Consider the following 17,891-nt stretch of genomic DNA (forward strand, 5'->3'; position numbering starts at 1 on the left):
CGCTGCCTGGGATGACGGGGCGGGTTTTACGCTTTACTCTCAATTGAGATAGTCTCAACTGCGATCTTCCTTCGACCTCGGACCACACATGAGCAAACTCCGCATCACCGCCGGCCCTTTCGTCTTCGAAGCGCGATTCGAGACTGCGCTGGCACCCAGGACCTGTGAGATCTTCCGCAAGCTCCTGCCCTACACCGAGCGCGTGATCCATGTGCGCTGGAGCGGTGAAGCGGTGTGGATCCCGCTCGGCGACACCGACATGGGAGTGCCGGCCGAGAACCAGACCAGTTACCCGGCGCCGGGCCAGATGATCCTCTACCCCGGCGGCATCAGCGAGACGGAGATTCTGCTGGCCTATGGTGGCGTGCATTTCGCAAGCAAGGTCGGCCAGCTCGCCGGCAACCACTTCATCACCATCACGTCGCCGCTCGACGATCTGCCCAAGCTCGGCAAGATGGTGTTGTGGGAGGGCGCGCAGCCGCTGCGGATCGAAGCGGCGTAGATTTCGCGCGCCTTGGCGCATCGCGAAGACGATGTCAGCCGCTCTCGACCGTGGCCTCGATGCGGCGAGACGGCAAAGCCACATTGCGTGCAAGTCCGAGCGCCGCCAAACCTCGAATGGTGAGCCAGGCCACGTCGGGTTCACGCCAATCACGGCCATGCCGCGCGGAACGAGGGTCCGCATGGTGGTTGTTGTGCCAGCCCTCGCCGTTCGTCAGCAGCGCGACGAGCAGGTTGTTGCGGCTGTTGTCCGGCGTATCGAAACTTCGATAGCCCCACACGTGCGTTGCCGAATTGATCGACCACGACGCGTGCCAGACCAACACGGTTCGCACCGCGGCACCCCAGACCAGCAGGCTCGAGCCGAACTGGATCGACTCCATGGTCGAAGCACCCTGAGCCATTGCCACGCCGAATCCCGCCGCGAAATAGAGGACCCAGGTCGACAGCGCCAGCTTGAGCCAATTGTCGGAGGTTTCCAGCCGCGCATAGAACGGATCGCTCATCAGATCGGCGGCGTAGCGGCCGATCAACGGCCCGGCTTCCGTGTTGTCGCTCTTGATCACCAGCCAGCCGATGTGCCCCCACACGAAGCTTCGCAGCGGGGTGTGCGGATCCAGCTCTTCGTCGGCGACATGGTGGTGCCGCCGATGCCACGCAACCCAGACAGTCGGCGATTCCTCTGCGCAGCACGCGCCCAGAACGGCGAGCGTCCGCTCCAGCCAACGCGGAGAGGAAAAGCTGCGGTGGGTCAGCAGCCGATGGTAGCCGAGATTGATGCCGAGCGTGCCAAAGACGTAAAGCCCAAGCCCCATCAACACGACGCCGGTCCAACTGAAGAACCAGGGGATGAAGGCAAGCAGCGCGACGAGATGCGCAGCAGCAATTGGGACGGCGTATCGCCACTTGATGCGCCGGGAATAGCCAGATGCAGGAGCCGGCGCGTGGGCGGTATCGCCAGCTCCGACCGGTTGGATGTTCACGTTGGCCTGCAAAGGAATTGCCCCTCAATAAGGCGATAGCATCACCCGCCTCACCGGCTTACGCAACGCGTCCCGCTGACGGCCAAGCCCTCGGTCGGTAACGAGGTGGGGGCGACCTGCCCGTCGTTATCCCTCGGGATTTCCGGCTTTCGTCGGCTTTTCCACGCTAATTCCTACCGAGCGGCTCGCCACCGCACACGAATCATGGCTCCTTAACCAGCCAAAATGCGACCCAGCCTATCGCTGGAACCAACCGCCTCAGCCTGAGCTTGTCATCCCAAAGCGGGGTGTCTCATGAGCGACTACCGGCCACGTAACCAGGACTTCCTCGATCTCGACGCCGGACGCGAGAACGTCGGCGTCACCATTGCCGCGATCTTCGGCGTGATCGGCTTCACGATGATGCTGGTTGTCGGCGCCTATCTTACCGATGCTTATAACCCCGCCTCGACCGGCTTCAGCGCGGCGCTCGCCAGGTCCGCGCCGCCCGCGGCCACCGTCGCGCAACAGCCTGCGGCCACGCCGGTCAGCCAGCTTGTGGTGCCCCGCTCGGGTTCGTGACGCGCGCTTCGCGAAGACGAAGCGGCCGCCCCTAACCCATCTTCGGATCGAGCCTGGTCGACCATAGCGCGCGGTCGTCCAGGTCTTTCAACGTCACGGTCATCGCGCCGGTCGGCCCGTCGATCGCGACGTGGCCGAAGAACTGGTAGCCGAGCGCGGGTGACAGGTTCTGCCCCTGCTCCTTGGTCGGCGCCTTGATGAATTTGAGCTGCGGACCAAACGTATTGTCGAGCGTGTTCGGGCCGAACGTGCCGGCATTGATCGGCCCTGAGACGAACTCCCAGAACGGCTCGAAATCCTGAAACTGAGCGAGGTTCGGATCGTAGTAATGCGCGGCCGTGTAGTGCACATCGGCGGTGAGCCACACCGTGTTGCGCACACCGGCATGCTTGACGAACGACAGGAGGTCGGCGATTTCGAGCTCGCGGCCGCGCGCAGGTCCGTCGCCTTGCGCCACGGCCTCGGCTCCCCAACTCTTCACATAGTCCTGATAGACGATCAGGCCGATCGGCATGTCGGCCGCGATCACCTTCCAGGTCGCGCGCGAATTGGCGAGACCCCGCTTGAGCCACTGCACCTGCTGCGGCCCGAGGAAATACGCGTCGGGCCCGTAGCTCGTCTGAAGGTTCTCGCCGTTCGGTCCGCGATAGGTGCGCATGTCGAGCATGAACACATCGAGCAGCGGACCGTAGGAGATTTTCCGGTACACACGGCCGGGCTCGGCCGGCTCGAAACGCATCGGCATGTATTCGTGGAACGCCTTGGCGGCGCGCACGGCGAGCTGCATCGCGTTCTTGTCGGCGTATTTCATGCCGGGCCGTGTCAGCGGCTCGCCCGGCCACCAGTTGTTGTAGACCTCGTGATCGTCCCATTGCGCGAACATCGGCACTTCGGCGTTGAAGGCGCGGAAGTTCTTGTCGAGCAGATTGTATTTGTGGGCGCCGCGGAATTCGGCGAGCGTCTCCGCGTTCTTCGACTTCTCCTCGGTGACGATGTTCTTCCACATCGTGCCGTCGGGAAGCTTCACCTCGGCCTGGATCGGTCCGTCGGCATAGATCGTGTCGCCGGAGTGGATGAAGAAGTCCGGGCGGTTCTTCTGCATCGAGGCATAGCAGCGCATGCCGCCGCGCGCTTCGTCGATGCCCCAGCCCTGCCCCGCGACATCGCCGGACCACACGAACGAGACCGAGCGCTGGTCGGCCGGCGCGGTGCGAAAGCGGCCGACCACCGGCTCGCCTTGGATCGTCGGCTGCGCGAGGTCCTGGAATCGGATGCGGTAGAAGATGTCCTGGCCGGCCGGCAGGTTCTCGATCAACACCTTGCCGGTGAAATCGTTGTCCGGCAGCGCATCGACGAACACGCCGGAGTGGATGGTCTTGAAGCTCTCGACGGTGGAGACCTCGACCTGCATGCGCGAGGCGCGGTCGGCACGGGCCCAGACCATGCCGGAGTCGGTGCTCACGTCTCCGGACTGCACCCCGTGGCTCACCGCGGGCCGGTCGGCGGCGCGGCTGAGATAGGGTCGCGCGATGCCCGAGACGCCCGTGATCAGCGCTGTCGAGCCCAGAGTTTTCAGCAGCTTCCTGCGGTTCAGTGCCTGACCGATGCGGATCGCCATGGCGACTTCCTCTTGAATGATTCCAACGAACGCTGCCCGGCCCGCCTGACAATGCCCCGACGATCTTGCGACAGTCCCGTGACAATACCAGGATGCGGCTTGATCGGACGCCTGTGTCAGGGCAAGGCTAGCTTACACGGACCGATGGTACGGACTGCACATGATCAGGCTTCGCCACTCATTTTATGCTGTCGCCGCTGCGGCGCTGGTCGCGGGCATCCCGGTTGTGCCCGCTGCAGCACAGCAGCAAACTGCCCCCCAGAACGCTCAGCAGCCACAGCAGACAACCGCAACCTATGAGGATTGGATCGTGCGCTGCGAGACGGTCCAGGGCCCTCCCGTGCGCAAGAGCTGCGAGATGGTGCAATACACCCAGGCCAAGGGCGGCCAGGGTGTGATCTCGCAGGTCGCGATCGGCCGCGCGTCCAAAACCGATCCGCTCAAGCTCGTGGTGCAGTTGCCGATCGGCATCTGGCTGCCGAGCGGCGTCAAGGTCGTCTCTGACGCGAAGGACCCGGGCCTGCTCACGACCTTCAAGCGCTGCCTGCCGCAGGCCTGCTTCGCCGACATCGACATCACCGATGCCACGCTGCGCCGCTATCGCACGACAGTCGACCAGGGATCGCTGCAGTTCAAAGACGGCAATCAGAAGGACGCATCGCTGCCGGTGTCGTTCAAGGGCTTCGGCACGGCGCTGGACGCGCTGGCGAGGGAGTAGCCGGATAGCGATTTGGATGTGCGGATCCGTGCAGGGGCAGAAATTGGCCTGTGACTTGCCGGGTTCTGCGCTCTGTTCCCGGAACCATCGTCTGGATTGAGTCTTTACTCTCTGTCGGGCGGGCGACGGAGAGCATCATGGGCCAGGCATTCAAACCGATTGCGCTGGTGGTCGAAGACGACCAGGATCAGCGCGATCTTTTAAGCGTGTTGCTGGAGGAAGCTGAGTTTCACGTGTTCGCCTGCGAGAGTGCCGAAGCTGCTCTGGGCATTCTGGACAAGTACGGGTCTGCCATGTCGATGGTGGTCACCGACGTGCAACTCGCGGGCCGCATGAGCGGCGCAGATTTGGCTCACGTGGCCAAGCATCGCCACCCGAATTTGTCGGTCATCGTCACTTCGGGCAGCACCGAGCCTGCGCTTCCGTCCGATACCCTGTTCATGCCGAAGCCGTGGCGCGCGCTCGACATCTTGCGCGAAGCTGAGCGGGTGCACTGACAACCGCGCGGCTCTCGTGAGCTCATAAAGGAAGGGCCCGCACATCGCGGGCCCTTCCTTTTGTGTTTTCGGCTCAGTGTTTGCTGTCGCGCAGCGAGTCCTTGATGCCGCCCACGGCGTTTTGCACCTTGCCCTTCAATTGGTCGGTCTTGCCTTCGGCCTCAGTCTTCTTGTCGCCGGTCACCTTGCCGGCGAACTCCTTGACTTTGCCCTTCGCCTGCTCAACGGAACCTTCGATACGGTCTTTGTCCATCATTGTCCTCCATATGCCAGGGACAACGCGCTGAAGCGGCGATTGCTCCAGCGGAACAAAGGTTCATATGCGGCATTGCTTGGGCAGGAGTGCGTTCGATGCGCGTGATCGGCCCGAATCTCGTCAAAGCGGAATTGTTTCTGATCGTCTTGGCGGCGTTGTGCCTGGTCGGCGCGGCCATCGCGCTGATTGCCCAGCACAGCGAGCCCACCAGCACGACGGCCGAGGAACGGGAACCGGTCAGCCGGCCCCTGCCCGCGGGTCCGCGCACGTTCCAACCGTAACGGCACGCGTCAGCGCCAGTAGGAACTCCAGCTCCGGCCGGCACTCTTGCGTCCGCCATTCTGAGATTGCCGCTGTTCACTGGTGTCGCCCTGATCGAGGTCGCGCGCGGCGGCATATCGAATCTGACCGATCGCCTCGACCGCCCGGCGCGACCTGGATATGCGGCCGTGCCGGCTCTGCTTGTGTCGCCTCGCCGGGCGCAGGCTTCACGCAGCGCTCCGGTGCAGCGGTCCCTGCCATCAGCTCGCTTTCGGCCTGCCGCCAATGATCCCGATCGCGGCCATCCGGCCGGCCCTGCTCGATCCAGAGAAAGAAGGCGCGCTCGCGTATGCGCTGTTCCAATTCGTCGCCGGGCATTGCATCGCTCCCTGTGTCCGGATCAACCGAAACAGCAGGCGCGCGTTCCGGGCTCCCTTCGCTTCAAGACGAAGGGGAGAGAGCGCTCTTGCTCCTTCTGGAGTCCCGATCAAACCGGAAACGGGCACGCGGCCTCGCCTGCACCTTGATCTGCAGGTCGTGCGCGCGCTTCTTGATGCTGCTCTCGGAGCGGCGCAGCTTGAGCGCGATGTTGCGCAGGTAAGTGCCTTTGTCCGCAAGCTCGCGCAGCTTGGCTTCGTCTTCAGGCGTCCAGGCGTAACTCGCGCGTTTCAGCATTTCAGGCTCCGGCGATGTCCCCCGACACATCGAATGTCTACGCCCCGGGCCTGATTCCGCTACTCAATTTGACATAGCGGAGCCGCGGCGGTCAGCTTGGGCCCGAAACGCCCGATATTTGAGCCCATCGGGGCGCCGCCACCTGGGCAGCTATGTCAAATTGCAGAACAGCTTGAGGCGCCCGATTAACTCTCCCACAACCGGCCGCCGCTAAAAGCATGGCATGAGCGCCAATCTTCGCAAACGTCCGCGCCACCCGCTGGATATGCGCGCTTATATCGAAACGCCGACGGCGGTCTCCGTCGCCGACGTGTCGGAGACTGGCGCCAAGCTTGTCGTCAAAGATCCTGCTTCGGTCCCCGACGAGTTTCTGCTCCGCCTTCGCCCCGACCTCAGGAAATGGTGTCGCGTCGTCTGGCGCGGCGCGGAGGAGGTCGGAATCGAATTCATTGCACCGCCGGACTTAAAAAATTGAGCGCCTGCGCACGCGCCGCGGTTTCTTTAGCGCGACGCGCCTTCCGACAATCCCTTCGCCACCGGATCGAACAGCGCGTCGATGCCGATCGGCCCATCGATCAACTTCTGTTCCGCGAGAAAGCGCGCGACCATCTCGACGGCGCGGACGTTGACCGGCGTGAGGCCGTAAGGTAGCGGGTCGTTCTGGAATAGCTTCATCGTCGTCTCCCAGTGCTCATGCGACCACGGCACCATGCTGGCGCCGAGCTGCCGCTCATAGGCGCGCGCCTTGCTCGACGCGAATGCCGCGAACACCGCACGCGCTACAGGCTCGTAGTCCTTCACGACTTCGAGGTTGACGACCATCACGTGGTTCGGCGGATAGATGCCGCTCTTCTGAAAATAGGCACGCTCGTCGGCCGGGTGATTGGGCAGCATGCGGCGAAACCGGCCGTGCTCGTACGCCTTGTCGCTCAGCTCCGGGATCAGGAGCCCATCGACCTCGCCGCGCAGCACGAGGTCTTCGAGATCGTCGTCGGTTAGGCTGAGCTTCACGCCCGGCGGCGTCGGAAAGCGCTGATTTCTCCGCGACACCCAATTGATCTCACCAGGGTCGAGCCCGTATTCGGCCTGGAACAGACCGCGGGTCCACACCGCGGCCGTCATGGAATAGTCCGGCAACGCGATGGTCTTGCCGCGCAGATCGCCCGGCGCTTTCAGCGGGCTGCCCTGTAGCACATGAATGATGTTGTGCCGGAAGGCGCGATACGGGAACACCGGCAGCGCCGTCAGCCAGCGCGCGCCGCGAGCGCGCATCATGATGTAATTGGAGATCGAGAACTCGACGAGTTCGAACGGCTTGTGCTGCAAGCCGAGCTGGAACATCTCCCGCGTGCTGGCACGGCGATGACGCACCTCAATGCCGCCATATGTCCCCGACAGAGAAGCGGTGTGTTCGTAGTCCTCGCATTGAACTTCGACTTGAGCAGCGACCGTCATCGGCACTTCCTTCAAAATGGATGTTGTCCGGCAAACATCGAAGCTTGCGGGGTTTTTTTGATATCAGCGTCCCGCCAGGGTCCGCACGCTTTTCCATAGTCCACGAGTGACATCGAGCCAGGATGCCGACTCGGGAGACGAACTTTCACGCAGTTGCGCAGCAGAACCATCTCGCGACAATACGAAAAGGCGATACTTCTGCCTTCCCGTGCAGGCCCCGCTGTTTGGGAAACGGAAGTCGAACCCGGCGTATTCCGCGGATCGACCAAGGGCTTTTTCCACATCGGGACGCGGAGAACAGGCCGCGCCGTAGCAGAGAAATCTGTCGCCAGCGAATGCAACAATCGTTTGCGCGGGCATCTGACGATCAGGCTCGACTGCCCAACCCGCTAAACGGATTGCCTCGGCATCGGTCGTTGCGATGTCGACGTAGCCCTGAGCGCGGTCTTGCTGGATGCAATACACATCTCCCATCGAGCCGAAGATCTTCCCGCGTTGTGCGCCGGCACCGATGCTGAAAGTGCGGCCCCAGACCTCTGTAGGGTCAGCCCCCGCCGGGCCCTCGCCGTTGAGAGATGCCGACAGCAGCGCCGTGAACGTCCAAAAAGCGTGCTCGTGATCGAACACCCCATGGGGGCTCGCCAATGTGAACAGCCGAAACCGAGCCGCAAACTGCTGCCACAGGCTTCGGCGTTCAAGTCCGGCAGTCACCGGATTGCCGGTGCAGAAAAAATAGTTGAGTTCGCCGCGAAACGGCCTTCGGCTATCCAGCACATGCTGAAGTGCCATCTGCCGGTGCGTGGCACCGACGCGGCGGTGCAGCGCCTCGGTCGCATTCGCCGGGTCGGGAGCAGCAGGGATCGGAAGTGGATCCAGGGTGTCCAGGCGGTCGTCAAAACGGCAAGTTGGCGGTTGCGTGTCCACGATTGCAAGATATTCGACCGTCTCCCCCATGTCCTGCAGCTGCAACGCAATTTCGAACATGGCGAGCCCACCGAAACTGGTTCCAAGCAGACGGTAAGGTCCGTGCGGCTGGATCGCCTTGATCTCTCCGATCCAGTACTCCACGGCTCGCTGCAGCGTCGTATCGCGCACCCAGCCCATCCCCGGCGGCTGCAACGCGTAACCCGGCTGATCCGCTTCAAGCGATCGCAGGATCCGCAAAGCCGACGCCGCGTGACCAAACATGCCAGGGACCACGAAAAGCGGCCGCCGGCTGCCGCCGGTATAGACGCCGACCGTATTGCTGATCTGCTCCGCTCCCGCGGTGTTGAGCCGCGTTTCGAGCTGCCTCACTGATGGTGCGGCCACCAGGATCGCGAGCGGCAACCTGTATTGCAGCCTTTCCTCGATGCGATGGAGCAAATCGAGGGCGGAAAGCGAGTCGCCGCCGCTGAGGAAAAAATCGTCATCGATTCCAATGTCCTGACGCCCAAGCACATCGCGCCACAGTTGGAGCAGCGTCTGTTGAATCTCATTGCTCGCCTCGATGCCAACGGGCGCAGCGAAGTGGCGATCCTGTTTCCGTTGCTCCTGTTCTTGTTGCTCCTGCCGCCGCAGCCCCTCGCGATCGATCTTGAGGTTGGGCAACCGTGGCAGAGCATCAAGAATCCGGATCGATCCCGGCACCATGAACGTTGGCAGGATATCGGCCAGCATGACGTTCAGATCGATCGGCTGCAGGTGCGCCGACGTTGCCTCGAGTTCGCAATAGGCCACCAAACGCTGCGGCAGCCCGGCTTCGTCCAGAGTCGCGATGACCGCGGCCTCGTGCACGCCGCGACATGATTTAAGCGCGCTCTCGATATCACCCAGATTGATGCGATGACCGCGCAACTTGATCTGCCGGTCACGCCGGCCGATGAATTCGATGAGGCCGTCAGGCCGGCGCAGCGCCCAATCACCGGTTTGGTAGATGCGCAACTCGGGGTTTCCGGGATCTGTGGAAAAGGGCCGCACACGAAGGTCCGATCCTTGCCAGAGACCGACGGCAATGAAGCGGCTGGTCACGACGAGCTCCCCCGGCTCTCCGTCCAGGGCCGGCTCGCCATCATCGTTCACGACAGAGGCGGTCCAGCCCGGCGCCGGACGCCCCGCCGGAGGATGCGCCGTTGTGGCTCGCAGCGTTTCGTCGACAAAGCCATGAATGAATGGGCCGCATTCGGTGCTGGTCAGCACCGAATACACCTGCACTTCCCGAGAAAAGATTCGCCTGCACTGATCGATATCGCTCCACTGCACGCGGTCGCCGCCGATGCAGGCGATCCGGATGGAATCGAGACGCGCACTTTCCGGCAGCGCGTCCGATAGGCGCTGCATCAGCGCCGGCACCGAGTGGTAGATGGTGATGCCGCGTGCACGGACATGCTCGATCATGGCAGATAGGCCGAGGCCAAGCGGCGGCAGGATATGGAGCGAGCCACCGTTGAGCAGAGCGCCATAGATCGTGCGCCACGATGCCGAGACACCGGGCGAGAAGAGCAACGCGGCCTTGTCTTCGCACGAGATCCGCGCTGTCTCGGTAAACACCCGGACCCAATGCAGCAGGCTGCGATGATTCCAGGCGACGGCTTTCGGCAATCCGCTTGATCCCGACGTGAAGCAGATGACAGCGAGATCGTCGGCATCGGGCCGTGACGTCGGCCGGGATTCCGGGGATTGGGCCAAGTCGTCGATGTTGATGACCCGGATGTCCCGTGGAAAAAACGCCCGCGCGTTGTTGAGGAGGTCTCCGCTCGTCACGACGGCGCAAGCGTTGGTTTCTGCAACGATCAATCCGTTGCGTTCACCAGGAAATTCCGGATCAAGCCCGACATAAGCGCGCCCGGCAGCAAGGATACCAAGCATCGCCGCCGGAAGCCGCGCATTCGCAGCCAGTAAAATTGCAATCGGGCCCGCCAGCCCTTCGCTTCCCGCTTTCGCAGCAACTGCAATCCGATCAACCAAGGCCGCCAGTTCGGCGTAGGCGAGAGACACCTCAGTGTCCTGAATTGCCAATCGGGAGCCATATTGCCGACAAACTGCGTCGAAACGATCAATGATCGAGCGTTCCAGCGAAAAGGCGGCTCCTGATTCCAGTGGCTCTTCGAGACGGTTGTCGGAGTCCGAGGCCTTTGTGGAGGCAGGATCAAGATTTGTCATTTGGCCGAACTCAACTCGGACAACTGAATGCAAATCCATAGCATCGTGGACATTGCCGGGGAACCCGCATCCACGCGGCGCGGACCTCGCGTCGCCGCCTGTATCTCCCGATGACGAGCATTGCGAAGCCACACGTCTCGCCGCATGGTGCTGCGAACGTTCCGCGAATCGGAGCATGAGACAATGTCAGGAATTTCGTTGATGAAGACGCCGATTGCCGCGGCGGTGGTGGTGACCGCCCTCGCCGGCGCGGCCTCGGCCGCCGAGCCATATGGCGTCTGGATGCGCCCGTCGACCGGCACGCAGGTGCGCTTCTACGATTGCGGCGGCAAACTCTGCGGCAAGATCGTCGGCGTCAGGGACCAGAGCCGCAAGAGCGAGATCGGCACGGTCATCCTGCCCGGTGCGGCGAAGTCCGGGGCCAACGAGTGGAAGGGCAACCTTCTCAACACGGAGAACGGCAAGACCTACAGCGGCGTCCTGGCGATGGAAGGCAACGGCCTGAGCCTGAAGGGCTGCATCGGCTTCATCTGCCAGGGCGAAACCTGGACGCGCGTGAAGCAATGATCGGGCGCCTGTCTCCACGCATGTTCACCCGCGCTTGAGATAGCGATAGACCGCACGGACGTTCGGTGCGCGCCATTCGCGATAGCGGGGCATCGCCGCATAAGCCGGCACCCCGACCTCGCGCACCGCAGCCTCCTCCGACGACCCGGCTTTCACTGCGCGCTGCACGGCTTCGCGCAACGCGATCAACAGCTCGTGGAAGCCAGCGACATCTTTTCGCGAGCCGACATCGCCGTGGCCCGGCACGACGATATCCACATCGAGCAATAGCACGCGCTTCAACAGCGCAATCCAGCCGTCGAGATCGCAATCGCCCAGCCACGGATACCGGCCGACAAAGAGGAGATCGCCGAGGAACGCGATCTTCTCGTGCGGCAGGTGCAGCACCAGATCGCCATCGCAGTGCGCAGGCCCGCAATAATTGGCGTGCAGCGCGCCGTTCGTGCGCGCGAAGGCCATATGCTCGTCGAAGGTTTCGGTCGGCCCGACCAGTTCGATGGTCTCGATGCCTGGCCGGTTCATGCGCGTCATGAACCAGTCTTCGAGCGGATCGCCGGGCGGCACGAGCTCGCGTGCGTTGGAGCCGAAGAACAGCCGGAATTTGTCGTCATTGTTATTGATCTGCCAGCGGTCGTTCGGTGACGCGCCGACATAGTCGCGCATGAGCTGCAAGGTCTTGCGATGCGCGATGATCGGCACGTCGTCGAACATCACATTGCCAGCCGTGTGGTCGAGATGCAGATGCGTGTCGATCAGCTGCGTGACGCGTCGGCCGGCCGCCTTCTCGATCGCATCGCGAAAGCGCCGGCCCTGCTCCGGCGACTGCTGCGCATCGATCGCAAGCAGACCATCCGGCAGCAACACGGCGCCGGCATTCGAGTCGCCGTTCGCGCCGATAAAGGCATAGATATCCGGGCCGATCGTCTTCAACATCGGTTCAAACATTTCACTTGCACGTTTTTCAGTTTTCACTTGCGAGCGGATTGGAGCGGGCTAACTAATGTCCGCGCACATTGGAGATTGTCATGAACGGTTCAAGCGGTCCTCGCGTCATCGCTCTCGAAGAGCATTATTGGGATCCCGATCTGCTTGCGCTGTTTCCTGGAAGTGAAGGCAAGCGCGTGCCTGAAGTCGCGAAGCGGATGCTCGACATGGGCGAACTCCGGCTTCGCGAGATGGACGAAGCCGGCATCGACATGCAGGTGCTGTCGCACGGCGCGCCGGGCACGCAGAAGCTCGACGCCGCGACGTCGGTGCGCATGGCGCGCCAGACCAACGATCGGCTCGCCGCGTTCGTTGCGACCAATCCGAAGCGCTTTGCAGCGCTCTGTCTGCTGCCGACGCCCGACCCTGCGGCGGCGGCCGACGAACTCGAGCGCGCGGTCAGCAAGCTCGGCATGAAGGGCGCGATGATCCACGGCCTCACCAACGGCAAGTTCATCGACGAGCCGAACTTCTGGCCGATCTTCGAGCGCGCGCAGGCGCTTGACGTGCCGATCTATCTCCACCCGGCCTTTCCGAGCCCGGTGGTGACCGACGCCTATTACAAGGAATACACCGCGACCAATCCGCTGCTCATCGGACCTGCACTCGGCTTCACCGTCGAGGCGCTGACGCAGGGCGTGCGCATGGTCATCAGCGGTGTGTTCGAGAAATACCCGAAGCTCAAGATCATCCTCGGCCATCTCGGCGAAGGCATTCCGTTCCTGCTCTGGCGGATCGACAATTTCCTGCCGCGCAGCACCGGAAGCTCCTTCAAGGACATCTTTCGGAAGAACTTCTATCTCACCACCAGCGGTTTCTTCTCCGACACGGCATTGACTGCGTCGATCACCGAGATGGGCATCGACCATGTGATGTTCTCGGTCGACTGGCCGTTCAACAACAACAAAGCCGGCACCGACTGGCTGAACAGCCTGCCGCTCAGCGCGACCGACAGGGCCAAGATGGCCGGCGGCACCGCCAAGGCGCTGCTCAAGCTGTAAGGCTACCCACATCGGCGGTCAGACCGGCCGCCGCAGCCATTCGAGATCGGGCGCGGCGTTCCGCGCCTGCCGCGGCAGATACCGGCCGTTTCGCTTGCCTACGATCTTGCCGTCTCGCACCACGACGCTCCCGCCCTTGATCGTGGCGACGGGCCAGCCCTTGAGCTTCTTGCCTTCGAACGGCGAGAAGTCCGAGAAGCCGTTGAGATACTTCGCGTCGACCACCTTCTCCAATTCCAGGTCCACCACCACGAGATCGGCGTCGGAGCCGACCGCGATGGTGCCCTTCTGCGGATAGATGCCATAAACCTTGGCGGGGGCGCGCGTGGCGCGATCGATCAGGATCTCGAGCGGCACACCGCGCTCACGGCCGTAGTGCAGCAGCGCCGGCAGGTGCGTCCCCATCACCGGAATTCCCGGCCGGGCGCCGTGCAGCCCCGCTTCCGGCTTCTTGGTGGCGCGGGCGCGCGAGGTGTTGTCGGTGCCGACGGTGTTGATCGAACCTTCGGCGAAGCCTTGCCACAGCGCGTCGTGATGCGATTTCTCGCGGATCGGCGGCACCATCTTGACCAGGAAACCGTTCGAATCGCTGCTCTCGAGCCCGAGATACGGCGTCGTTGTCTCGACCGTGAAGCGCATGCCGTTCCTTCGCGCGGTGCGCACGACCTCCAAACCCTGCTTGCTCGACAGGTGGACCACGTAGAGATGCGCGCCCGCGATCTTGGCAAGATAGAGCGCGGTCTGGATCGCCAGCGCCTCGGCCTCCGGCGGATGCGCGCGCTCCCAGTCGGCGAGCGTGCCCTCCTTCGTCTTCTGCAACTCGACACGCGCCTGATCGATCAGCGAGCCGGTCTCACAATGCACGCAGGCGATCATGTCGGGACCGAGCGCGGCGACCGTCTTGAACCCGGTCAGCAGCAGATCGTCGGTGATCGAGTCGACCACGCCGGGCATGCCGGACATGTAGAACTTGAACGAGCGGATACCAAAGTCTTTTGCGTACTGCGGAATCTCCGCGATTTGCTCGGCCGTGAAAATCTGCGGATGGAAAACCGAGTCGACGTAGCTGTTCTCATCCATCAGCTTCCGGAAGATCGGCAGATGGATGTTGTAGGACTCTTTCAAGCTCCGCAGGAAAATCCCGATCGTGGTCGTGCCGCCGATGAGGGCCGCGCGCGTCTCGGTCTCAGACTCCTCTTCGAACGAACGCTCGGTGCTGATGTGGGTGTGCGGATCGAAGATGCCAGGCAGCACCACCTTGCCCTTGGCGTCGAACACCTCCTTGGCGCCTGACGACGCCAGGTTCTCGCCAATCGCCGTGATCTTGCCGCCCTCGATCGCCACGTCGGACCTGATCTGACCGACGCCCGGGATCACCAGCGTGCCGCCGCTGATCACGAGATCGTAGCCGCCCGATGTTGCTGCGTTCATGCGTCACCTTGCCTGCGAAATGACCTTGGATTTGTATAGCGATAAACGCACTGAGCTTGCCATACAAAAACATGCCGTGCATTATTCAGCGAGAAAACAAGCGTAAATCTTTGCTTGGCCTGTCGCGAGTTTGTATAACAAACAGCGATACAAATTCTGAGGTACTGCCATGGGACGACGCCCGCGCGGCATCCCGGCGCAAATGCTGAAGCTTTCGCTGTCGGATTCAGGCGAGGTCGCACTGTTCGTGCAGATTCGCGAGCAGGTCCGAAGCTTGATGGCAAACCGCACCCTCGTCGCGGGCATGCGGCTTCCTCCTGTGCGCGCGCTCGCGCGCCAGCTCAAGGTCAATCAGATCACCGTGGCGAAGGCCTATCGCGACCTAGTCGACGAAGGCCTGCTCGACGGCCGGCGCGGTGGCGGCAGCTTCGTGCGCGAGCCGACCGAGCAGCAGCATCCGATTCAGTTGCCCGAAGCCGAGCCGAACCAGCCGATGCTCGCTGAGCGGCTCTACGAGCTTGCGCGTGCGCCGGGCGTGATCGCATTCAGCTCGAACTATGCGCGGCTCGATGACGACAACGTCGCGGCCGTGCGCGCCTCGCTCAACGCGGTGATCGAGCAGCGGCTCGACTCCTGCCTGCATTACGAGCCGCCGGCCGGACGCGCGTCGCTCCGCACCGAGATCGCGCATTTCCTCAACGAGGGCGGCATCGCGGCCGACGAAGGCGATGTCGTCGTCACGTCGGGCGCGCAGCAGGCCATCGATCTCACGGTGCGCGCGCTCTGCCCGGCCGGAGCACCGGTCGCGATCGAGCAGCCTGCCTATTACGGCGCGATCAACGCGCTGCGCGGCGCCAAGGCCCGCATGCTGCCGGTGCCGCTCACCCGCGACGGCATGGACCTCGACGTGCTGGAGAACCATCTGTCGCGCGGCCGCGCCCGGCTGATCTACACCAATCCGACGTTCCAGAATCCCTCAGGCGTCACGGCTTCACTTGAGAACCGGCGCGCACTGCTTGCGCTCGCGCGGCGCTTCGAGGCCACCATCCTCGAAGACGACCACAGCCCGGAGCTGCGCTTCCGCGGCGCGGCCGTGCCCGCGCTCCGCGCGCTCGCGACCGCCGACGACCACGTGGTTTATACGCGAAGCCTCGGCAAGGTGCTGTTGCCCGGCCTCCGTGCAGGCTTTTTGCTCGCGCCTCCCGAATTGCTGCCGCGGCTCCTGCTCGCCAAGGCCAATGCCGACCTGCATTGCTCCGGCCTCATCCAGGAGGCCGCCGCGGACTATCTGAAGCGCGGCACCTGGCGCGCGGCCGTCGAGCGCATGCGTTTGGCTTATGGCGCGCGGCAGCGCGTGCTCCACGACGCGCTGGCGGCGGGCTTGCCCGAAGGCGCCAGCATCAACAATCCCGATGGCGGTTTGAGCTTCTGGCTCAGCCTGCCGAAGGATATCGATCTCTCCGAACTCTACTTTCGCGCCGTCCGCCGCGGCGTCGCCTTCGTCAACGGCGACGTGTTCTATCTCTCGCGGGCTGACGCACGGGCGCTCCGCGTGAGCTTCGGCCTGAACAAGCCCGACGAACTGCTGGAAGGCGTCACGCGGCTCTGTTCGCTGGTGAAAGACCTGCAGACGCGCCGCTCGCGAAGCCTGATCCTGAGCTGACGAAAACCAACGGAGCACCGCCCGACAATGACCAAGAAGACGATCATTCAACCGAGGGGCATGGCCGAAGCGGTCGGGCCGTTCTCGCGCGCCATTCTGATTGGCGACCAGCTTCACATCGCCGGCACCACGGCGCTGAGCCACGTCACCGGCGACTACTACACGCGCGAGATTCCCAAGACCATCGAGGAGCAGACCCGGCTCACGCTCGACAACATCAAGATGTGCGTCGAGGCCGCGGGCGGCACCATGGACGACATCTTCAAGGTCGTGATCATGCTGAAGAACCCCGAAGACTACAAACGCATGAACGCGACACGCGCCGAGTACTTCAAGAAGGAGCCGCCGATCAGCACCTGCTTCCGCGCCGAGGTGATGCGGAGCGACCTGCTGGTCGAGATCGAAGCCGTCGCCCTCATCAAGAACCCCAAACACGCCAACTAGAACCTTGCGCGCGGCCGGGACGCCGAACGACAGGAGAATGCTATGAACTTCCGCCAATTGATGGGCTCATTGGCTCTTTGCGCATTGATGGCGCTTCCTGCCGGGCCAAGCTTCGCCGACGACTATCCGTCGCGGCCGGTCACGATCATCGTCCCCTACGCGGCCGGCGGCGTCACCGACGTGCTGGCACGACTCGTTGCCCAGAAACTCGGCGAACGTCTCGGCAAGCCGTTCCTGATCGAGAACAAGGGCGGCGCCGGCACCATCGTCGCCGCTGTCTCCACCGCGAAGTCCGCGCCCGACGGCTACACGCTGATGATGGCGACCGGCAGCACCATGTCGATCAACCGCACGCTCTATAAGTCCCTGCCCTACGATCCCGACACCGACCTCACACCGGTGTCGCTCGTGTGCTCGGTGCCCTTCGTGCTGGTGACCAATCCGTCGCTGCCGGTCAACAACGTCTCGGACCTGATCAAGCTCGCCAAGGAAAAGCCCGGCACGTTGAACTACGGCACCGGCGGCGTCGGCAGCACGGTGTCGATCCTCGTCTATTTGATGCAAAGCATGACCGGCGTGAAGATGACCGAGGTGCCCTATCGCGGCACGACGCCAGCCATGACCGACACCATCGCCGGCAACGTGCAGTTCATGTTCAACGACACGGCCTCGATCGCACCGCTGGTGAAGGACGGCAAGCTGAAGGCGCTCGGCATCAGCAGCGCCAAGCGCTTCGAGGGTACGCCCGACATTCCGACCATCGCTGAGGCCGGCATTCCGGGCTTCGAGGGCGACTCCTGGCAGATGCTGGTGGCGCCTGCGAAAACGCCAAAGGAGATCGTCGACAAGCTCAATGCCGCGATCAACGAGGTGGTGAATTCGCCCGAGATCAAAAGCCAGATGCTGAAGCTCGGCATGGCGGCCACCGGCAAAGGCAAGCCGGAGGAGCTCACCGCGTACGTGAAGTCCGAGACCGCGCGCTGGGGCAAGGTCGTCACCGACGCGGGCTACGCCCATACGCAATAGACAAAAAATGAGGGCTCCACGGAGGGAGCCCTGCACAAGTTGTTGCTCAGACGCCTCCGGGGGAAGACGCCTGCTGCGTGTATGGCTCATAAATTCCCGTCATCCCGTA

General features: G+C 63.1%; 20 protein-coding genes. 11 read left to right on the forward strand and 9 right to left on the reverse strand.

The genetic code is table 11. From position 1 onward, the window contains the following. Nucleotides 1-88 precede the first annotated feature (88 nt). Complete coding sequence (locus RHPLAN_RS25695) at nucleotides 89-502, forward strand: DUF3830 family protein (protein WP_068023962.1); 414 nt, start codon at nucleotides 89-91, stop codon at nucleotides 500-502. A 34-nt stretch (nucleotides 503-536) separates the two neighbouring features. Here the strand turns inward: RHPLAN_RS25695 and RHPLAN_RS25700 are convergent, their stop codons facing one another. Continuing rightward, nucleotides 537-1,484, reverse strand: coding sequence for an acyl-CoA desaturase (locus RHPLAN_RS25700; RefSeq protein ID WP_157100486.1), 948 nt, complete (start codon nucleotides 1,482-1,484; stop codon nucleotides 537-539). A 294-nt stretch (nucleotides 1,485-1,778) separates the two neighbouring features. Between RHPLAN_RS25700 and RHPLAN_RS25705 the strand changes: the two genes are divergently transcribed. Next, complete coding sequence (locus RHPLAN_RS25705) at nucleotides 1,779-2,045, forward strand: hypothetical protein (protein ID WP_068023968.1); 267 nt, start codon at nucleotides 1,779-1,781, stop codon at nucleotides 2,043-2,045. Between the two features lie 31 nt (nucleotides 2,046-2,076). Here RHPLAN_RS25705 and RHPLAN_RS25710 read toward each other — a convergent pair whose 3' ends face one another. Then, nucleotides 2,077-3,663: an alkaline phosphatase D family protein gene (locus RHPLAN_RS25710; RefSeq protein ID WP_068023971.1), complete on the reverse strand. Its 1,587-nt coding sequence runs from the start codon at nucleotides 3,661-3,663 to the stop codon at nucleotides 2,077-2,079. 160 nt (nucleotides 3,664-3,823) lie between these two features. On the opposite strand from RHPLAN_RS25710, the gene RHPLAN_RS25715 reads away from it, so the two are divergent. Beyond that, a complete protein-coding gene (locus tag RHPLAN_RS25715) occupies nucleotides 3,824-4,381 on the forward strand; it encodes an invasion associated locus B family protein (RefSeq protein ID WP_068023973.1) in 558 nt (185 codons plus the stop codon). Nucleotides 4,382-4,518: 137 nt separating this feature from the next. Further along, nucleotides 4,519-4,878 (forward strand): response regulator, encoded by a 360-nt coding sequence (locus RHPLAN_RS25720; protein WP_068023976.1) that lies wholly within the window; start codon nucleotides 4,519-4,521, stop codon nucleotides 4,876-4,878. Nucleotides 4,879-4,951: 73 nt separating this feature from the next. On the opposite strand, the gene RHPLAN_RS25725 is transcribed toward RHPLAN_RS25720, so the two are convergent. Beyond that, nucleotides 4,952-5,131, reverse strand: coding sequence for a CsbD family protein (locus tag RHPLAN_RS25725; RefSeq protein ID WP_068023979.1), 180 nt, complete (start codon nucleotides 5,129-5,131; stop codon nucleotides 4,952-4,954). 98 nt (nucleotides 5,132-5,229) lie between these two features. Between RHPLAN_RS25725 and RHPLAN_RS25730 the strand changes: the two genes are divergently transcribed. Beyond that, the gene (locus RHPLAN_RS25730) at nucleotides 5,230-5,415 is read left to right on the forward strand and encodes a hypothetical protein (protein ID WP_068023982.1); all 186 of its coding nucleotides are present in this window, start codon (nucleotides 5,230-5,232) and stop codon (nucleotides 5,413-5,415) included. A 76-nt stretch (nucleotides 5,416-5,491) separates the two neighbouring features. On the opposite strand, the gene RHPLAN_RS41050 is transcribed toward RHPLAN_RS25730, so the two are convergent. Further along, on the reverse strand, nucleotides 5,492-5,773 hold the full coding sequence (locus tag RHPLAN_RS41050) for a DUF2934 domain-containing protein (RefSeq protein ID WP_084245531.1): 282 nt from the start codon (nucleotides 5,771-5,773) through the stop codon (nucleotides 5,492-5,494). 63 nt (nucleotides 5,774-5,836) lie between these two features. Then, nucleotides 5,837-6,070, reverse strand: coding sequence for a hypothetical protein (locus RHPLAN_RS25735; RefSeq protein WP_068023985.1), 234 nt, complete (start codon nucleotides 6,068-6,070; stop codon nucleotides 5,837-5,839). Nucleotides 6,071-6,293: 223 nt separating this feature from the next. Here RHPLAN_RS25735 and RHPLAN_RS25740 point away from each other — a divergent pair, with 223 nt between their 5' ends. Further along, a complete protein-coding gene (locus RHPLAN_RS25740; RefSeq protein WP_068023988.1) occupies nucleotides 6,294-6,545 on the forward strand; it encodes a PilZ domain-containing protein in 252 nt (83 codons plus the stop codon). Between the two features lie 26 nt (nucleotides 6,546-6,571). Here RHPLAN_RS25740 and RHPLAN_RS25745 read toward each other — a convergent pair whose 3' ends face one another. Both RHPLAN_RS25745 and RHPLAN_RS25750 read right to left on the reverse strand, forming a co-directional pair. After that, nucleotides 6,572-7,525, reverse strand: coding sequence for a PhnD/SsuA/transferrin family substrate-binding protein (locus RHPLAN_RS25745; RefSeq protein WP_157100487.1), 954 nt, complete (start codon nucleotides 7,523-7,525; stop codon nucleotides 6,572-6,574). 63 nt (nucleotides 7,526-7,588) lie between these two features. Then, nucleotides 7,589-10,666 (reverse strand): AMP-binding protein, encoded by a 3,078-nt coding sequence (locus tag RHPLAN_RS25750; protein WP_068023992.1) that lies wholly within the window; start codon nucleotides 10,664-10,666, stop codon nucleotides 7,589-7,591. 201 nt (nucleotides 10,667-10,867) lie between these two features. Here RHPLAN_RS25750 and RHPLAN_RS25755 point away from each other — a divergent pair, with 201 nt between their 5' ends. Beyond that, nucleotides 10,868-11,233, forward strand: coding sequence for a DUF2147 domain-containing protein (locus tag RHPLAN_RS25755; protein ID WP_198164490.1), 366 nt, complete (start codon nucleotides 10,868-10,870; stop codon nucleotides 11,231-11,233). A gap of 24 nt (nucleotides 11,234-11,257) precedes the next feature. Here the strand turns inward: RHPLAN_RS25755 and RHPLAN_RS25760 are convergent, their stop codons facing one another. Continuing rightward, complete coding sequence (locus tag RHPLAN_RS25760) at nucleotides 11,258-12,178, reverse strand: MBL fold metallo-hydrolase (RefSeq protein ID WP_084245535.1); 921 nt, start codon at nucleotides 12,176-12,178, stop codon at nucleotides 11,258-11,260. 80 nt (nucleotides 12,179-12,258) lie between these two features. Between RHPLAN_RS25760 and RHPLAN_RS25765 the strand changes: the two genes are divergently transcribed. Then, nucleotides 12,259-13,218: an amidohydrolase family protein gene (locus RHPLAN_RS25765; protein WP_068024001.1), complete on the forward strand. Its 960-nt coding sequence runs from the start codon at nucleotides 12,259-12,261 to the stop codon at nucleotides 13,216-13,218. A gap of 18 nt (nucleotides 13,219-13,236) precedes the next feature. Here the strand turns inward: RHPLAN_RS25765 and RHPLAN_RS25770 are convergent, their stop codons facing one another. Beyond that, complete coding sequence (locus tag RHPLAN_RS25770) at nucleotides 13,237-14,649, reverse strand: dihydroorotase (RefSeq protein ID WP_068024004.1); 1,413 nt, start codon at nucleotides 14,647-14,649, stop codon at nucleotides 13,237-13,239. A 169-nt stretch (nucleotides 14,650-14,818) separates the two neighbouring features. On the opposite strand from RHPLAN_RS25770, the gene RHPLAN_RS25775 reads away from it, so the two are divergent. The 3 genes from RHPLAN_RS25775 to RHPLAN_RS25785 are packed head-to-tail and all read left to right on the forward strand — an operon-like array spanning nucleotide 14,819 to nucleotide 17,782. Beyond that, nucleotides 14,819-16,312, forward strand: coding sequence for an aminotransferase-like domain-containing protein (locus RHPLAN_RS25775; RefSeq protein WP_068024007.1), 1,494 nt, complete (start codon nucleotides 14,819-14,821; stop codon nucleotides 16,310-16,312). A 27-nt stretch (nucleotides 16,313-16,339) separates the two neighbouring features. Beyond that, on the forward strand, nucleotides 16,340-16,756 hold the full coding sequence (locus RHPLAN_RS25780) for a RidA family protein (RefSeq protein ID WP_084245537.1): 417 nt from the start codon (nucleotides 16,340-16,342) through the stop codon (nucleotides 16,754-16,756). A 42-nt stretch (nucleotides 16,757-16,798) separates the two neighbouring features. Then, nucleotides 16,799-17,782: a Bug family tripartite tricarboxylate transporter substrate binding protein gene (locus RHPLAN_RS25785; protein ID WP_084245539.1), complete on the forward strand. Its 984-nt coding sequence runs from the start codon at nucleotides 16,799-16,801 to the stop codon at nucleotides 17,780-17,782. Nucleotides 17,783-17,891 lie beyond the last annotated feature (109 nt).

This window comes from Rhodoplanes sp. Z2-YC6860, from assembly GCF_001579845.1.
In the GTDB taxonomy this organism is placed as follows: Bacteria; Pseudomonadota; Alphaproteobacteria; order Rhizobiales; family Xanthobacteraceae; genus Z2-YC6860.

Bases quoted from the DNA above. Each gene is read 5' to 3' on its own strand.
- RHPLAN_RS25750 (WP_068023992.1), bottom strand. From the start codon at position 10,666: ATGACAAATCTTGATCCTGCCTCCACAAAGGCCTCGGACTCCGACAAC.
- RHPLAN_RS25765 (WP_068024001.1), top strand. From the start codon at position 12,259: ATGAACGGTTCAAGCGGTCCTCGCGTCATCGCTCTCGAAGAGCATTAT.
- RHPLAN_RS25755 (WP_198164490.1), top strand. From the start codon at position 10,868: ATGAAGACGCCGATTGCCGCGGCGGTGGTGGTGACCGCCCTCGCCGGC.
- RHPLAN_RS25710 (WP_068023971.1), bottom strand. From the start codon at position 3,663: ATGGCGATCCGCATCGGTCAGGCACTGAACCGCAGGAAGCTGCTGAAA.
- RHPLAN_RS25760 (WP_084245535.1), bottom strand. From the start codon at position 12,178: ATGTTTGAACCGATGTTGAAGACGATCGGCCCGGATATCTATGCCTTT.
- RHPLAN_RS25725 (WP_068023979.1), bottom strand. From the start codon at position 5,131: ATGGACAAAGACCGTATCGAAGGTTCCGTTGAGCAGGCGAAGGGCAAA.
- RHPLAN_RS25775 (WP_068024007.1), top strand. From the start codon at position 14,819: ATGGGACGACGCCCGCGCGGCATCCCGGCGCAAATGCTGAAGCTTTCG.
- RHPLAN_RS25720 (WP_068023976.1), top strand. From the start codon at position 4,519: ATGGGCCAGGCATTCAAACCGATTGCGCTGGTGGTCGAAGACGACCAG.
- RHPLAN_RS25745 (WP_157100487.1), bottom strand. From the start codon at position 7,525: ATGACGGTCGCTGCTCAAGTCGAAGTTCAATGCGAGGACTACGAACAC.
- RHPLAN_RS25705 (WP_068023968.1), top strand. From the start codon at position 1,779: ATGAGCGACTACCGGCCACGTAACCAGGACTTCCTCGATCTCGACGCC.
- RHPLAN_RS25785 (WP_084245539.1), top strand. From the start codon at position 16,799: ATGAACTTCCGCCAATTGATGGGCTCATTGGCTCTTTGCGCATTGATG.
- RHPLAN_RS25780 (WP_084245537.1), top strand. From the start codon at position 16,340: ATGACCAAGAAGACGATCATTCAACCGAGGGGCATGGCCGAAGCGGTC.
- RHPLAN_RS41050 (WP_084245531.1), bottom strand. From the start codon at position 5,773: ATGCCCGGCGACGAATTGGAACAGCGCATACGCGAGCGCGCCTTCTTT.
- RHPLAN_RS25730 (WP_068023982.1), top strand. From the start codon at position 5,230: ATGCGCGTGATCGGCCCGAATCTCGTCAAAGCGGAATTGTTTCTGATC.
- RHPLAN_RS25695 (WP_068023962.1), top strand. From the start codon at position 89: ATGAGCAAACTCCGCATCACCGCCGGCCCTTTCGTCTTCGAAGCGCGA.
- RHPLAN_RS25735 (WP_068023985.1), bottom strand. From the start codon at position 6,070: ATGCTGAAACGCGCGAGTTACGCCTGGACGCCTGAAGACGAAGCCAAG.
- RHPLAN_RS25715 (WP_068023973.1), top strand. From the start codon at position 3,824: ATGATCAGGCTTCGCCACTCATTTTATGCTGTCGCCGCTGCGGCGCTG.
- RHPLAN_RS25770 (WP_068024004.1), bottom strand. From the start codon at position 14,649: ATGAACGCAGCAACATCGGGCGGCTACGATCTCGTGATCAGCGGCGGC.
- RHPLAN_RS25740 (WP_068023988.1), top strand. From the start codon at position 6,294: ATGAGCGCCAATCTTCGCAAACGTCCGCGCCACCCGCTGGATATGCGC.